Source organism: Stenotrophomonas sp. YJH_SMC_6, from assembly GCF_059371335.1.
This window is the reverse complement of sequence record NZ_JCAFUM010000013.1, coordinates 65,252-80,055: the sequence shown is the minus strand read 5'-3', so window position 1 is coordinate 80,055 and position 14,804 is coordinate 65,252. Positions and strand designations below refer to the sequence as shown.

Annotated in this window: 13 protein-coding genes and 1 pseudogene; 9 read left to right on the top strand and 5 right to left on the bottom strand. The window is 67.1% G+C overall.

Going from position 1 to position 14,804, the window contains the following annotated elements:
* Positions 1 to 4 precede the first annotated feature (4 nt).
* Positions 5 to 214: pseudogene (locus tag AC5P9N_RS15735) on the top strand (peptidoglycan-binding protein); the annotation flags it as partial.
* Positions 215 to 261: 47 nt separating this feature from the next.
* On the opposite strand, the gene AC5P9N_RS15730 reads toward AC5P9N_RS15735, so the two are convergent.
* Positions 262 to 1,149, bottom strand: a complete 888-nt coding sequence (locus AC5P9N_RS15730) for a LysR family transcriptional regulator (RefSeq protein ID WP_043035579.1) — start codon at positions 1,147 to 1,149, stop codon at positions 262 to 264.
* Between the two features lie 96 nt (positions 1,150 to 1,245).
* On the opposite strand from AC5P9N_RS15730, the gene trpB reads away from it, so the two are divergent.
* The 5 genes from trpB (at position 1,246) to glmM (ending at position 6,448) form a co-directional block, all read left to right on the top strand.
* On the top strand, positions 1,246 to 2,463 hold the full coding sequence (trpB, locus tag AC5P9N_RS15725) for a tryptophan synthase subunit beta (protein WP_005414084.1): 1,218 nt from the start codon (positions 1,246 to 1,248) through the stop codon (positions 2,461 to 2,463).
* A complete protein-coding gene (locus AC5P9N_RS15720; protein WP_024958315.1) occupies positions 2,460 to 3,140 on the top strand; it encodes a hypothetical protein in 681 nt (226 codons plus the stop codon). The genes trpB and AC5P9N_RS15720 overlap by 4 nt, the downstream gene beginning before the upstream one ends.
* Position 3,141: 1 nt before the next feature.
* A complete protein-coding gene (trpA, locus tag AC5P9N_RS15715; protein ID WP_024958316.1) occupies positions 3,142 to 3,951 on the top strand; it encodes a tryptophan synthase subunit alpha in 810 nt (269 codons plus the stop codon).
* Between the two features lie 260 nt (positions 3,952 to 4,211).
* Positions 4,212 to 5,087 (top strand): acetyl-CoA carboxylase, carboxyltransferase subunit beta, encoded by an 876-nt coding sequence (gene accD, locus AC5P9N_RS15710; RefSeq protein ID WP_005410473.1) that lies wholly within the window; start codon positions 4,212 to 4,214, stop codon positions 5,085 to 5,087.
* On the top strand, positions 5,087 to 6,448 hold the full coding sequence (gene glmM, locus AC5P9N_RS15705) for a phosphoglucosamine mutase (RefSeq protein ID WP_043035581.1): 1,362 nt from the start codon (positions 5,087 to 5,089) through the stop codon (positions 6,446 to 6,448). Before accD ends, glmM begins: the two co-directional genes overlap by 1 nt.
* Before the next feature lie 168 nt (positions 6,449 to 6,616).
* Here the strand turns inward: glmM and galE are convergent, their stop codons facing one another.
* The 4 genes from galE to AC5P9N_RS15685 all read right to left on the bottom strand — a co-directional run bounded on the left by galE (position 6,617) and on the right by AC5P9N_RS15685 (position 11,619).
* Entirely contained in the window at positions 6,617 to 7,657 is a 1,041-nt protein-coding gene (gene galE / locus AC5P9N_RS15700; RefSeq protein ID WP_099479367.1) for a UDP-glucose 4-epimerase GalE, read from the bottom strand.
* Between the two features lie 67 nt (positions 7,658 to 7,724).
* Positions 7,725 to 8,582: a polysaccharide deacetylase family protein gene (locus tag AC5P9N_RS15695; protein WP_005410470.1), complete on the bottom strand. Its 858-nt coding sequence runs from the start codon at positions 8,580 to 8,582 to the stop codon at positions 7,725 to 7,727.
* The gene (locus tag AC5P9N_RS15690) at positions 8,575 to 9,720 is read right to left on the bottom strand and encodes a glycosyltransferase family 4 protein (RefSeq protein WP_005410469.1); all 1,146 of its coding nucleotides are present in this window, start codon (positions 9,718 to 9,720) and stop codon (positions 8,575 to 8,577) included. Before AC5P9N_RS15690 ends, AC5P9N_RS15695 begins: the two co-directional genes overlap by 8 nt.
* Positions 9,721 to 9,738: 18 nt before the next feature.
* Entirely contained in the window at positions 9,739 to 11,619 is a 1,881-nt protein-coding gene (locus AC5P9N_RS15685; RefSeq protein ID WP_012480882.1) for a DUF3413 domain-containing protein, read from the bottom strand.
* 153 nt (positions 11,620 to 11,772) lie between these two features.
* Here AC5P9N_RS15685 and AC5P9N_RS15680 point away from each other — a divergent pair, with 153 nt between their 5' ends.
* The 3 genes from AC5P9N_RS15680 to secG all read left to right on the top strand — a co-directional run bounded on the left by AC5P9N_RS15680 (position 11,773) and on the right by secG (position 14,762).
* Complete coding sequence (locus AC5P9N_RS15680) at positions 11,773 to 12,750, top strand: isopenicillin N synthase family dioxygenase (RefSeq protein ID WP_099484888.1); 978 nt, start codon at positions 11,773 to 11,775, stop codon at positions 12,748 to 12,750.
* Positions 12,751 to 13,537: 787 nt separating this feature from the next.
* Positions 13,538 to 14,293, top strand: a complete 756-nt coding sequence (gene tpiA, locus AC5P9N_RS15675; protein WP_005410466.1) for a triose-phosphate isomerase — start codon at positions 13,538 to 13,540, stop codon at positions 14,291 to 14,293.
* A gap of 31 nt (positions 14,294 to 14,324) precedes the next feature.
* The gene (gene secG, locus AC5P9N_RS15670; RefSeq protein ID WP_005410465.1) at positions 14,325 to 14,762 is read left to right on the top strand and encodes a preprotein translocase subunit SecG; all 438 of its coding nucleotides are present in this window, start codon (positions 14,325 to 14,327) and stop codon (positions 14,760 to 14,762) included.
* Positions 14,763 to 14,804 lie beyond the last annotated feature (42 nt).

Here is a 14,804-nt window from a genome sequence, read left to right as displayed (position 1 = left end):
TTACGGTATCGATGCGGCCGACAAGCTGCAGAGCATCACGGTGCAGGATGGCAAGGCGTTCGTGATGGGCACGACGCCGGGCTTCCGCACCGCCATCGATCTGGCTCAGGCGCCACCGCCGCTGGAGCAGACCAGTGCCAAGCTGCTGGCAGATCCGCCGCATCAGCAGCAGGTGCATGAGGAGCAGCAGCGGGTCGCGATGGGCGGTCGCTGAGGCTTGTGTTGCCGGCTTCGGGAGCGAACGCCACCCGGAGCCTTGTCTCATCGCAGCTGTGCTGCTGCCCAGTCGGCCAGGGCGTCCACCCGTGCATCGGCCGGGCCATCCGGCCGCGCCAGCACCCAGAAGCCGCCGGTGGCGGTAAATCCCCACGGTGCGACCAGCCGGCCTGCGGCCAGGTCTTCGGCCACCAGCGGTTCCGGTGCGATTGCCGGGCCCAGCCCGGCCACCGCGGCTTCCAGCAGGTAGTACAGGTGCTCGAAGGCGGTGCCCAGCTGCAGCTTCGACACCTCCAGATCGTGCGCCTGTGCCCATGCCGGCCATGCCTGCGGCCGTGAGCTGGTGTGCAGCAGCGTCTCCTGCAGCAGCGCCGACGGCGGTGCATGCCGCAGGCGCTGCGCGGCCGGATGCGATGGCGCCACCACCACGCCGACCCGTTCCGGCGCCAGCTCGCGTACCTGCCAGCCTCGTGGCCACGGGCCCTGCGCCAGCAGCAGCACCGCGTCCAGCGCCGCCTGCGCTTCGGTGAAACTGCCATCCAGTGCCGACCACTGCAGGCGCACGCCGGGCAGGGCAGCCTGCAATGCTGGCAGTCGTGGAATCATCCAGCGCGCCAGCACGCTGCCACTGCAGCCCAGTACCAGCGCCGGGGCTGCCGTCGGCCGCCGCAGTTCGCGCACGCAGTCTTCGATACCGCTGAAGGCCTCGCTGCATGCTGCCTGCAGCCGCGTGCCCGCAGCGGTCAGGCGCAGGCCACGGCCGGCCCGCTGGAACAACGCCAGGCCAAGGTGATCCTCCAGCAGCTTCAACTGCCGGCTGACCGCGCCGTGGGTGACGTGCAGGTCCTGCGCGGCGCGCCCAACGCCGCCAAGGCGGGCCGTCGCTTCGAACGCGCGCAGCGCATTGAGGGGAGGCAGCAGGGAACGGCTCATGTGAGATTTCCTGACGATATGCGCCAGATAATATCCATTTTCCGGTCATGACCTGTGCGCTAGAGTATCCACCTGTCTGAACCACCGGTCGTATCCATGTCTGCCTCCCCCATTGCCGACTATCACGCCTTCCCGGATGCCCAGGGCCACTTCGGCCGCTATGGCGGCAGTTTCGTTGCCGAAACCCTGGTCGGCCCGCTGCAGGAACTGGCCCAGGCCTATGACCAGGCGCGCCAGGATCCCGCATTCCAGCTGGCCTATGACCGCGACCTGGCGCACTACGTGGGCCGGCCGAGCCCGATCTATCACGCCCAGCGCCTGAGCGATCACGTCGGTGGCGCGCAGATCCTGCTCAAGCGCGAGGACCTGAACCACACCGGCGCGCACAAGATCAACAACACCATCGGCCAGGCCTTGCTGGCCGCGCGGATGGGCAAGACGCGCATCATTGCCGAGACCGGTGCCGGCCAGCATGGCGTGGCCAGTGCCACGGTTGCCGCGCGGCTGGGCCTGGAATGCGTGGTGTACATGGGCGCCACCGACATCGAGCGGCAGAAGATCAATGTTTACCGCATGAAGCTGCTGGGCGCGACGGTGGTGCCGGTCACTTCCGGCTCGGCCACCCTGAAGGACGCACTTAACGAAGCCATGCGCGACTGGGTGACCAACGTGCAGGACACCTTCTACATCATCGGCACCGTGGCCGGCCCGGATCCGTATCCGCGCATGGTTCGTGACTTCAATGCCATCGTCGGCCGTGAGGCGCGCGAGCAGATGCTGGCCGAGTACGGCCGCCTGCCCGATGCGATCACCGCCTGCGTGGGCGGCGGCAGCAATGCCATCGGCCTGTTCCATGCCTTCCTCAACGACCGCCAGGTCGAGATCGTCGGCGCCGAAGCCGCCGGTGATGGCATCAACACCGGCCGTCACGCCGCGTCGATCGCTGCCGGTCGCCCGGGTGTGCTGCACGGCAACCGCACCTATGTGCTGTGCGACGACGACGGCCAGATCATCGAGACCCACTCGGTATCAGCCGGCCTGGATTATCCGGGCGTCGGCCCGGAGCACGCGTTCCTGGCCGATACCGGTCGCGCACGCTATCTGGGCATCACCGACGAGGAAGCGCTGCAGGCCTTCCACCTGCTGGCGCATACCGAGGGCATCCTGCCGGCACTGGAGTCCAGCCATGCGCTGGCACAGGCGATCAAGCTGGCGCGTGAGCGACCGCGTGACCAGATCGTGCTGTGCAATCTATCCGGCCGTGGCGACAAGGACGTGCACACCATCGCTGCGCGCGAAGGGCTGGTGCTGTGAGCGCGCGGCTGCGGAACAGCGGCGTGCTGCTGCTGGCGCTTGGGCTGGCCGCGTGCCAGCCGCCGGAGCCACCGGTACTGGCGCCGGCCGCCAAGGCCACCACGCAGCCGGCCCAGCAGCCGGCCGCCAACGATGACCTCGACCCGATGGCGCGTACGCCGATCGTCGATCCACCGTCTGCGCAAGGCGCGGACAGCGACGACGTGCCTGCAGTGGCCTCGGTGGCGCTGGATCATGCCGGCGAGGTGCTGGTCGGCCAGCACATGAGTGACCTGAAGGCCCTGGGTCCCTGGAAAGCGCAGGGCGCGAAGGAGTTCTTCGAAGGCGACTGCGAGTACTACGATGGCAAGGCGCTGCCGGCCGGCGTGTCGATGATGACCGATGACGAGCGCGTGGTGCGTTTCGATCTGAAGCCGGGTGACGACCCGGAGCTGCCGGTTGAGCAGCCCGGTCCGTTTGGCCTGCGCGTCGGCATGACCCGCGCACAGGCCATGGCGCAGTTTCCGAATCCGCCGGTGTCCAGTCCGCATGCCTATGACGGCGACCAGGGCGAGTACCTCACCTGGCAGGACCCGGGCTCGGACCTGGGCATCCGCCTGGAACTCTATGAAGGGAAGGTCACCCGGATGTACTGGGGGACCAGCGATGCGATTGAACTGATTGAAGGATGTGCCTGAGATGCCCGTATCCCGACTCGATGCCTGTTTCCAGCGCCTGCGCGAGCAGCAGCGCAAGGCACTTATCCCCTTCGTCACCGCCGGTGATCCCTCGCTGGAGGCCACGGTGCCGGTCATGCACGCGCTGGTCGATGCCGGTGCCGATGTGATCGAGCTGGGCGTGCCGTTCTCCGACCCGATGGCCGATGGCCCGACCATCCAGCGCAGCTCCGAGCGCGCGCTGGCACGGGGGGCTGGCAGCCGCTACGTCCTGCAGGCCGTGGCGCAGTTCCGCGAGCGCGACGCGCAGACCCCGGTGGTGCTGATGGGCTACCTCAACCCGGTGGAGATCCATGGCTACGCGGCCTTCGCCAAGGCCGCCGTCGACGCAGGCGTGGACGGCGTACTGCTGGTCGACCTGCCGCCGGAAGAAGCGGGTGAAGCGCAGCAGGCCTTCGATGCAGCCGGCCTGGCACTGGTCCTGCTGGCATCACCCACCACCAGCGAAGCGCGGGCCGACAAATTGCTGGCGCTGGCCCGTGGCTATCTCTATTACGTCAGCTTTGCCGGTGTCACCGGTGCGTCCGAGCGCCTGGACAGCGATGCCGCCAGTGCCCGTCTGCAGGCCCTGCGCGCGCGCGCTTCAGTGCCGGTGGTTGCTGGCTTCGGCATCAAGGATGCCGCCAGTGCTGCGGCGATGGCGCGCCAGGCCGATGGCGTGGTGGTTGGCAGTGCACTGGTGGCGGTGCTGGCCGAAGCGGGCTCGGCTGAAGAGGCCGCGCAGCGCGCTGGAGCTTTCCTGGCCCCGCTGCGGCAGGCGCTGGACGCGTAACGGTCGTGCCGGCCGCCGGCCGGCATCTTCCTGACGGCCACATGCAAATGCTGCCGGCCAGCGGCCGGCACTACCCATGGGTCTGCACGTAAGGGGCTGCCGGCCAGCGGCCGGCATGACCCAGCACCTAAACGTACGTCCCAGCATGGTTTTTTCCGGCGGCCCCGCGGCCGGCAAGGGGGTGCACGGGCGGGGAAAGCGGAGCTAGACTGTCCGCCTTTGCGGCCCTCGGGCCGCCCTGAACGGAAGTGTCCTCCCGCATGAGTTGGCTCAGCAAGTTGATGCCGTCCGGCATCCGCACCGACAACACCCCCAGCAAGAAGCGCAGTGTCCCCGAGGGCCTGTGGGAAAAGTGCAGCAACTGCGGCAGCGCGTTGTACCGTCCGGAACTGGAAGAGAACCTGGAGGTCTGCCCGAAGTGCGGCCACCACATGGCGATCCGCGCGCGTGCGCGCCTGGCCGCCCTGTTCGACGCCGACAGCACCACCGAGATCGGTGCGCGCCTGGGGCCGACCGACCTGCTCAAGTTCAAGGACCAGAAGAAGTACAGCGAGCGCATCAAGATCGCGCAGAAGAACACGGGTGAGTACGACGCGCTGATCGCCATGCGCGGTCTGCTCAAGGGCCGTGCACTGGTGGCCTCGTCGTTCGACTTCGCCTTCATGGGCGGCTCGATGGGCTCGGTGGTGGGTGAGCGTTTCGCGCTGGCCGCCGAAACCGCAGTCGAAATCGGTGCCCCCTACGTGTGCTTCTCGCAGAGTGGCGGCGCGCGCATGCAGGAAGGCCTGTTCTCGCTGATGCAGATGGCCAAGACCTCGGCCGCACTGGGCAAGCTGCGTGAAGCGGGCCTGCCGTACATCTCGGTGCTGACCCACCCGACCACCGGTGGCGTGTCGGCCTCGTTCGCGATGCTGGGCGACATCAACATCGCCGAGCCGCAGGCGCTGATCGGCTTCGCGGGTCCGCGCGTGATCGAGCAGACCGTGCGCGAGAAGCTGCCGGAAGGCTTCCAGCGTTCGGAGTTCCTGCTGGAACACGGTGCCATCGACCAGATCTGTGACCGTCGCGAGATGCGCGACCGCCTGTCCGATCTGCTGGCGATGCTGGGTCGTCAGCCGGCGCCGGAGGTGGCTTGATGGGAGGCCGCAAGTACTTCGGTACTGACGGCATCCGTGGGCGGGTCGGCCAGGGCGTGATCTCGGCCGATTTCGTGCTGCGCCTGGGCAACGCCCTGGGCCGTGTCCTGGTCGCCCAGCGCGGCCAGGACGGGCGCCGGCCGATCGTGGTGATCGGCAAGGACACCCGCATTTCCGGCTACATGTTCGAAGCGGCGCTGGAGGCCGGCCTGGTCGCTGCCGGCGCCGACGTACAGCTGCTGGGGCCGATGCCGACCCCGGCGGTGGCGTTCCTGACCCGCACGCTGGGCGTGGACGCCGGCATCGTCATCAGCGCTTCGCACAACCCGCATTACGACAACGGCATCAAGTTCTTCTCCGCCCAGGGCGAGAAGCTCGACGACGCCACCGAACTGGCCCTGGAAGCGGCGCTGGACATTCCGTTCACCACCGCCGAATCGGAGAAGCTGGGCAAGGCGTCGCGCGCGCGCGAAGCGGTCGGCCGCTACATCGAGTTCTGCAAGGCCAGCGTGCCGCGCGCGTTCGACCTGCGTGGCGTGCGCCTGGTGCTGGATTGCGCACACGGCGCCACCTACCAGATCGCACCGCTGCTGTTCCGCGAACTGGGCGCCGAGGTGATCGGCATCGGTGCCGAGCCCAACGGCGTCAACATCAACGCCGGTGTGGGTTCCACCCATATCGACAACCTGGCGGCCAAGGTCCGCGAGACCCGCGCCGATCTCGGCATCGCCTTCGATGGTGATGGCGACCGTGTGCTGATGGCCGACGACCAGGGCAACCCGGTCGACGGCGATGACCTGCTGTACATCCTGGCCCGCGCCTGGAAGGACGAAGGCCGCCTGCGCGGCCCGGTGGTCGGCACGCTGATGAGCAACTACGGCGTGGAGAGAGCTTTCGCCGATCTGCAGATCCCGTTCGTGCGCAGCAACGTTGGTGATCGATACGTGCACCAGGCGCTGGTCGAAGGCGGGGGCGTGCTTGGCGGTGAGGCCTCAGGCCACCTGCTGTGCCTGGACCGGGCGACCACCGGCGACGGTATTGTCAGTGCCCTGCAGGTACTGGTGGCACTGCGCAACGGCGGCCAGACCCTGCGCCAGGCGCTGAAGGGTTTGGAGCGGGTGCCGCAGAAAACGGTCAACGTGCGGTTGGGCAATGTCTCGGCCAAGGCCACGGTGCAGGCCGACAGTGTGCAGGCCGCGCTGGCGGCCGCGCAGCAGTCGGTGGCCGGCCGCGGTCGCGCGTTCCTGCGCCCGTCGGGTACCGAGCCGGTGGTGCGGGTTACCGTCGAAGCCGATGACGCCACGCTGATGCAGGAGACACTCGATCGCTTGTCCGCTGCGGTGCGCGAAGCCGCTGCCTGAGCAGCGTGGCAATACCGCGTGTTGCACCCGACATGGCCGCGTTTGCGGCCATGTTTTTTTCTGGGAGGGGGACTCAACCGTGCGCGGCCCGCGATCGCGTTCAGCTGCGGCTGCGCACCTTGTGACGCGTCGTGTACGGGCGTTTCCGACCGCTGGGTCCTGCCCGCATCAGCGCGCGGGCAGGTGCTCTGGCATTGCACCGTGTGCGGTGCGTGACATCGCCCGCTGCCACTTCCAGGTGTCCCGGCACATGTCGGTGAGATCGTGACGCGCCTTCCAGCCCAGCTCGCGCAGCGCCAGCGAGGCATCGGCGAAGCTGACCGCGATGTCGCCATCGCGCCGCGGTACGATGCGGAACGGAACCCTTACGCCGGTGGTGAGCTCGAAGGCCTGGATCAGTTCCAGCACGCTGTGGCCCTGGCCGGTGCCAAGGTTGAGGGTGATGCTGCGCCGCTGGTCGCGAAGGAACTGCAGGGCCAGTACGTGGGCGCTGGCGACGTCCTGCACATGGATGTAGTCGCGCACGCCGGTACCATCATGGGTCGGATAGTCGTCCCCGAAGACCTGGACCTCCGGCAGCAGCCCGGCTGCGACCTGCGCGATGTAGGGCATCAGGTTGCTCGGCGTGCCATGCGGCAGCTCGCCGATCAGCGCGCTGGCGTGGGCGCCGACCGGGTTGAAGTAGCGCAGCGTCGCGATATGCAGGTCCTGGCCCGTTGCCGCCAGGTCGGCAAGCAGCTGCTCGACCACCAGCTTGGTGCGCCCATAGGGCGTCATCGCACAGGTTGAAGCGGTCTCGGCCACCGGGCAGTGGTCCTGGTTGCCGTACACCGTTGCCGAAGAGCTGAAGACCAGCAACTGCACGCCTGCATCCTGCATGGCACCGAGCAGGGCAATCGAACCGCTGATGTTGCTGTCGAAATACTGCAGTGGAATCTTCTGGGATTCGCCCACGGACTTGAGCGCTGCGAAGTGCAGTACGGCATCGATCGCGTGCTCCTGCATCAAGGCGGCCATGCGCGGCCGGTCCCGGATGTCAGCCTGCACAAACACCGGTGCCGTGCCGGTGATCCGTCCGATGCGCTCGACCACGCTGGCGTCGCTGTTGCACAGCGAGTCCACGATGACCACGCCGTGCCCCTGCTGCTGCAGCTCCACGCATGCATGCGAGCCGATGTAGCCAGCACCGCCGGTCACCAGTACGTTCATTGCCTTCACTGTTCCTTTGAGTCCATTCGAAAACGGGTGCTGCCGCGATCAAGATGAACGTGGCCTCCTACGGGCCAGGCACCATCTTCTTCTGCCGCGCCTTGAAGCCGTTGAAGATCGGCGCGATCAACGGGTTGTAGCTCCATGCGATGCGCTTGCGCAGCCAGCTGGCCGGCCGGTTGCGGATCGCGAAGCGATAGATCCGCTCCGGATCGCCGCCAATCACGTTGCGGCCGAAGGGATGGGTGGTGTGCAGGTAGCGGAAGCCCTGTTCGCGTGCCACTTCGATGTAGTCATCGTCGAAGTCACCATAGGGCCAGCACAGCGTATCGGAGACTTCGCCGAGCTTCTCCAGCAGCGTCTGCTTCGCCATGGCCAGGTCGCCGCTGATGCCTTCGCGGCGCTGCGCACGGTCCAGGTCATCGCGCTTGAGCCAACGGGTGTGGCTGTGGGTATGGCAGTGGACCTCGAACGTGCCGGCTTCGATTGCCGCACGCGCTTCGCTCCAGCGCATCATCACTTCGTCGCTGCGGCCCTGCTTGTAGATCAGGTCCTCGCAGGCGCGATGTTCCGGCGTGGCCGGCAGCTCGGCGCCTTCGATGCCTGCATGCGGGCGGATCGGACCTTCGTGCATCCAGCCGGTGACCACGAAGACCACCGCATGCATGCCGTATTTCTGCAGGATCGGATGGGCGTAGACCCAGTTGTCCAGGTAGCCGTCGTCGAACGTGATCACGATCGATTTGCGCGGCACCGGCTTCCCGGCGAGAAAGCCGGCGTACTGGTCCAGCGTCAGCGAGGTCCAGCCGGTCCGTGCGAGCCAGGCGATCTGGCTCTCGAAGTTCTCCGGGGATACGGTGATCATTCCCGGCGAGTTGCTGACATGGTGGTGCATCAGCACCGGTACGGTTCTGGCGTTAGCCATGACCCAGCTCCTTCAACCATTGGAGGTAGTAGTTTTCAGTGGCCTCTCCGTGACCGGCCGCGCTGAACTGCTTGGCGCTGCGGATCCAGTCCCAACCGGCGCGGCCCATCTGCCGGCGACGTTCCTGATCATCCACCAGCAGCCGCAACGCACCAGTGAGGGCGGCGTCATCACCCAGCCGGGTGAGGATGGCATTGCTGCCTTCCACCAGCATTTCAGGCACGCCGCCAACGCGATGCGAGACGATCGGCAGTGCCGCCTGCGCCGCCTCGAGGAACACGGTCCCCGAGGCTTCCTTGTGGGTGGCCAGGGCGAAGATGTCGAAACCGGCCATCAGCCGGTGTGCGTCGCTGCGGAAGCCGAGCAGGTGCACCTGGCGCTCCAGCCCGAGTTCGCTGCGCAGGGCCTGCAGGCGGCCCATGACCGGCTCGCCGTCGCCGACCACGGCCAGGTGCAGGTCGGGATTGGTCTTGCATAGTGGCGCCATGGCGCGCAGCAGCTCGGCATGGCCCTTGGGCTCGCGCAGCACGGCCACGCAGCCGACCACGATGTCGCGCTCGGCGAAACCGAGTTCGGCGCGGACCTGTGCGCGGGTGGCCTGCAGGTTCTCCCAGGGATCGCCCTGCTCGGTCATGCCCCAGCGCGGCGGCGTCGCCATGGGGGGCACGATGCCGATGTGCTCGGCGGCAATGCCGCGGTCGACCAGCAGCCGCTTGACGAAATCGCTGACGGTGATGATCCGGTGCGGAAGACCGGTATAGGTCAGCAACGAATTGACCGGACTCATCAGGTGGCGCGAGCGCACCACCAGTGGCGTGCCGCCCAGGCGTGCGCCGGCCGCGGCGATCAGTGCGTCGCGGCGGCTGGTGGTGTTGACCACGTCGTAGCGTTCGCGGCGTACCAGGCGTGACACCGACCAGATGCCGCGCAGCAGCCGTGCCAGGCCGCCCATGCGCAGAGTATGCACAGTGAAGCCATCGTCGCGCGCGAGCTGGGCCAGGCGGGCATCGGGCTGGCACAGCAGCGACACCTGGTGCCCACGCGCACGCATCACCTGCATGTGGCGGAAGATGTAGATCTCCTGGCCGCCCATTCCCCGGGCAGCTTCGGTATGCAGGATCCGCAGCGAGCGTTTCATGGAATCCATCCTCTGTGGTCAGCGGTTGCGGAAGCGGGTCAGCGCTTCCCATGCGGTACGGACGGCGCCGGCATCCGGGGCCTGGCGCGGCAGCGGGCGGTAATGCAGGTCAAGCGCCGTCGCATTGCCGAACTTGTCGAACACGTAGATGCCATTGCCATGGCGGACGGCGCGTTGTGACCAGCTTTCCACCACCAGTGCGCGCTCGCCTGCGGGTTCGGCCAGCAGATCCTGGCCGGTGCTGAAGTCGCTCAGTGCGTTCTCGCAGCCCAGGGCGTGGCGCATCAACGTCGGCACCCAGTCCTCATGTGAACTGGTGCGTGTCTCATGGCCGCTGGCCTGGCCGGGCCAGTGCAGCACGAACGGTACCTGCAGCTGGTAGTCGGAGAAGTTGCCGTTGTGGCCCCAGTAGTTCAGCTTCAGGTCGTTGAACTCCTCGGCGTGGTCGCCGGTGACCAGGACGATGGTGTTCTGATCCAGGCCCTGCGCGCGCAGATCGTCCAGCAGGGTGCCGACGAGGCTGTCGGCGTAATGCACGGCGGTCCGGTAACGGTTCAGTTCCGGGGCCGGGTCGTGGTCCGGACCGAACCTGAGGAAGTCGATTTCCTGCGCCATCGGGGTCGCCAGCGGCGGGTAGCCTGCGGGCATGTGGTAGGGCGCATGGGTGGAATCGAGGAAGACGAAGCCGAACCACGGCGTGTGCGCTGCCTGGCTTGCACGGATGTCCTTCTGAAGCGAGGCCACGATGCTGCTGTCACGGCCTTCCGAACCCAGGCCGGGCGGGCCCTGGTGCAGCTGGTCGCGGACGTCCGCAAATGCAGTGCGGTCGAATTCCGGGCTGTACATCGGCGCGCTGCCGTACAGATGCAGGTCGTACCCCTGCTGGCCCAGCACCTTGAACAGCTGTGAGCCGCGCTGTTCGTCAAGCATGCTTTGCCAGTAGCCGCCCGGCAGGCCGTAGAGCAGGCCGAACAGGCCATAGCGGGTGGCGTTGCCCGTGCTGAAATGGCGGTCGTAGACACGAGCGGAGGCCGCCAGTGCCGAGGTGTTCGGCATGATCTGCGGAGTAAGCGCATCGTGGCGCAGCGATTCCAGCACGACCATCAGTACATTGGGCCGCTGTGGGCTCTGGCAGCGCAGTGGCTGCAGCGGATACAGCAGCTGCGCATGGCGAGGATCGGGCAGGCCGACCTGCTGTTCACTGACCACGCCCAGCCTGCGCATGAAGCTCTTGGCGGTGATCGGCTGGGCCCAGGGCAGGTAGTTCCACTGGGCAATCACGTCACGGTCGCCGCGTGCGTCGTAGTAGGCGGTGGCCACCTGGCCGCTCGCCATCAGCAGGGCGACCACCGCCCAGGCCTGCAGCACCCTGCGCCGGCGGGGCGCGGCCGGCAGCAGCTTCCAGCACGCCCAGGCCAGGATGCCCTCGGCGGTGAAAATGGCCGCCACCAGCAGGCCGACCTGCACCCAGGTCTTCCACGACAACGCAACCTGGTCCTGCAGGGCGCCGCCGAACACCATGTTCAGGACCATGGCATTGAGGTGGAAGCGGTACAGGGTGAACACCTTGGCGTCGACCAGCAGCAGGCACAACCACAAGCCCTGCAGCAGTACCGCACTGATGTTCAGCGTGCGCGCGCTGCGCGGCCACAGGCCCAGCAGCAGTGGCAGCGCGCCGGCCAGCGCGCCGAAGGCGAGCAGGTGCCCGGGCAGGGCAATCGCGAGATAGGCCAGGCCCTGGTGGCCGCCCGGGTTGTCGTACAGCGGCACGTTGCCGAGGGTGATCATCGTCGCCAGCAGCGCATTGCCCAGAACGAACAGGGACCACCACGCAAGCCGGCGCCAGCGAAGGGCAGGGCCCGCAGAGGGAAGAGCGATGGCGGCTGGGGCGTCGGGCATGGTGCGTCGGGTCGGGGAGGCGCGGTCGGGGCTTGCGCTGCCAACGTGATGGATTCGTTAAATTGTGCGCAGGTCGCGCATTGTATCGATTTGTTTCCGAGGATCGAGTAGCGTCCGCCGGGTGATCTGTCACAATGTTCAGGCGGGCCATGAATGCGCAGGCCCCCCAGACCCAATGACAAGCCAGGAATTGCTGTGAGCCAGATCCCCACCCTCGACATCACCCGTTTCGACAGCGACCGCGAGGCCTTCGTGGCCGAGCTGGGCGCGGCCTACCGCCAATGGGGATTCGCGGGCATCCGCAACCACGGCATTCCGCAGGCCGACATCGACGCGGCCTACGTTGCCTTCAAGGCCTTCTTCGCGCTGCCGGAAGAGGTCAAGCGCAAGTACCACGTGGCCGGCAGCGGCGGCGCCCGCGGCTATACCCCGTTCGGCGTGGAAACCGCCAAGGGCTCCAAGCACTTCGACCTGAAGGAGTTCTGGCACATCGGTCGTGAAATCGCCGACGACTCCAAGTACCGCGATGTGATGGCACCGAACCTGTGGCCGACCGAGGTCGAGGGCTTCCGTGAGCGCGGCTACGGCCTGTACCAGGCGCTGGACAACCTGGGTTCGCGCGTGCTGTCCGCGCTGGCCCTGCACATCGGCCTGCCGGAAGACTTCTTCGCCGACAAGACCAACTTCGGCAACTCGATCCTGCGCCCGATCCACTACCCGCCGATCACCACCGACGACATCCCGAACGTGCGTGCCGGCGCGCATGGCGACATCAACTTCATCACCCTGCTGGTCGGCGCCAGCGCCGCGGGCCTGGAGGTGCAGTCGCATGAGGGCGAGTGGGTGCCGTTCACCTCGGACGCGGACACCATCGTGGTCAACATCGGCGACATGCTGCAGCGCCTGACCAACCATGTGTACCCGTCGACGATCCATCGCGTGGTCAACCCCCCGGGCGAGCTGGCCCGCCAGCCGCGCTACTCGGTGCCGTTCTTCCTGCACCCGAACCCGGATTTCCTGATCGACGTGCTGCCCTCGTGCATCACCCCGGAGAACCCGAGCCGGTACCCGGAGCCGATCACCGCCCACGGCTTCCTCGAGGAGCGCCTGCGCGAGATCAAGCTGAAGTAAAGAAAAGTGAGGCCGCCGAAAGGCGGCCTTTGTCTTTGCAGGGTTGCACCCTGCACCCGCGGTAGTGCCGGCCGCTGGCCGGCAAGTCCAAAGCCAAAGCGGCTCTGGGTTTCTGCGTGTTGGGCGGGGCGGTGTGGGTTGGCAGGACACGCCGTGAACCTCCAGACCGGCCCAGCCGCTGGCGGCTGTGCGTTCGGGCGCTTGCGAAGCAGTGCTTCGCAAGCAAAACGCCCTCACCCCGGGGGGGGGGGGGCTCGATGGCGCCATCCATGGCGCCAACGGTCCTGCCAACCCACACCTCCCCGCCTTCGACAGTTTCCCAGTGACGGTTGGTGGGTGTCGACCTTGGTCGACGCGGTAGATCCACGCCTTGCGTGGATGAGATCTGTCGGAACGAAGTGGGGTAGAGGTTGGTCCAGCCAGCATCAACCCGGAATGCAGCTTTTGCCTTTGCTCTTGCTCTTCTTTTTTCTTTCCGTGGCGGGCGGAACCGCCGGACTGTGTCAGAGGCCGGGTGGGTGGGGCTGCGCAGGGGCGTGAGCCGCATGGATGCGGCGATCGAGCTTACATGGACGTACTTGCAGCGTCCCCTGCGCAGTCCCACCCGCCCGGCCAAGCCCTGGATCTAGCCTGGCTCTCCGCGAGCAACCAAACCCCGCCCCCCGCCCCCCCCCGCCACGAGGGGCTGCGCCATTGGCTGAAAATCCATGTAACCGCTTACAAGGAAACGGATTTTTGCCGCAGCGGGTATCATGACCGGCTGACTTCACACAGGAGCCACCCGCTCATGCGCCGCAAGATCGTCGCCGGAAACTGGAAGCTGCATGGCAGCCGTCAATTCGCCAATGAACTGCTGGGGCAGGTGGCTGCCGGGCTGCCGCTGGAGGGGGTGGACGTGGTGATCCTGCCGCCGCTGCCGTACCTGGGCGAGCTGGTCGAGGACTTCGGCGAGACCGGCCTGGCCTTTGGCGCGCAGGACGTGAGCAGCAACGAGAAGGGCGCCTACACCGGCGAGGTCTGCGCGGCCATGCTGGTCGAGGTCGGGGCCCGCTATGGCCTGGTCGGCCATTCCGAGCGCCGCCAGTACCACCACGAGAGCAGCGAGCTGGTCGCGCGCAAGTTCGCCGCCGCCCAACACGCCGGCCTGGTGCCGGTGCTGTGCGTGGGCGAGACCCTGGAACAGCGCGAGGCCGGGCAGACCGAAGCGGTCATCGCCAGCCAGCTGGCACCGGTGCTGGAGCTGGTTGGCGCGGCCGGTTTCGCCCAGGCTGTGGTCGCCTATGAGCCGGTCTGGGCCATCGGTACCGGCCGTACCGCCACCAAGGAGCAGGCACAGCAGGTGCACGCGTTCATCCGTGGCGAAGTCGCGCGTATCGATGCTAGAATCGCTGATTCACTGCCCATTGTTTACGGCGGTAGCGTGAAGCCCGACAATGCCGGGGAACTGTTCGCGCAGCCGGATGTCGATGGTGGGCTGGTCGGCGGCGCCTCCCTGGTGGCTGCGGACTTCTTGGCCATCGCAAGGGCGGCGGCCGCGAACTAATCCTAGAAGTATTGTCCGAGGGCGGTTTCCAATGCTGATGTTGATCCTCAATGTCGTCTACGTGCTGGTCGCTGTGGCCATGATCGCGCTGATCCTGATGCAGCGTGGCTCGGGTGCGGCGGCGGGTTCGGGCTTTGGTGCCGGCGCCTCGGGTACGGTGTTCGGTGCGCGTGGCGCCTCGAACTTCCTGTCCAAGTCGACCAAGTGGCTGGCCGTCGTGTTCTTCGGCATCAGCCTCTTCATGGCCTGGTATGCCGGTCATGGCAGTCGTCCGGCGGCCGACCAGGATCTGGGCTTGATGTCCGCCCCGGCGGCGGTCGCTCCGGCGGCTCCGGCAGGCGAATTGCCGGCCGTTCCGAAGGCTGATGCGGTCCCGGCCGCCCCGGTTCCGGCCGCGAATGTGCCGGCTCAGGCGGAATCTTCGGTTTCTGGTGAAGAAAAGCCTTCGGAAGGCTCCCAGAAACACTGAAGCCGGTTACAATACGCGGCGCATCGGGAAGATAGTCTGATG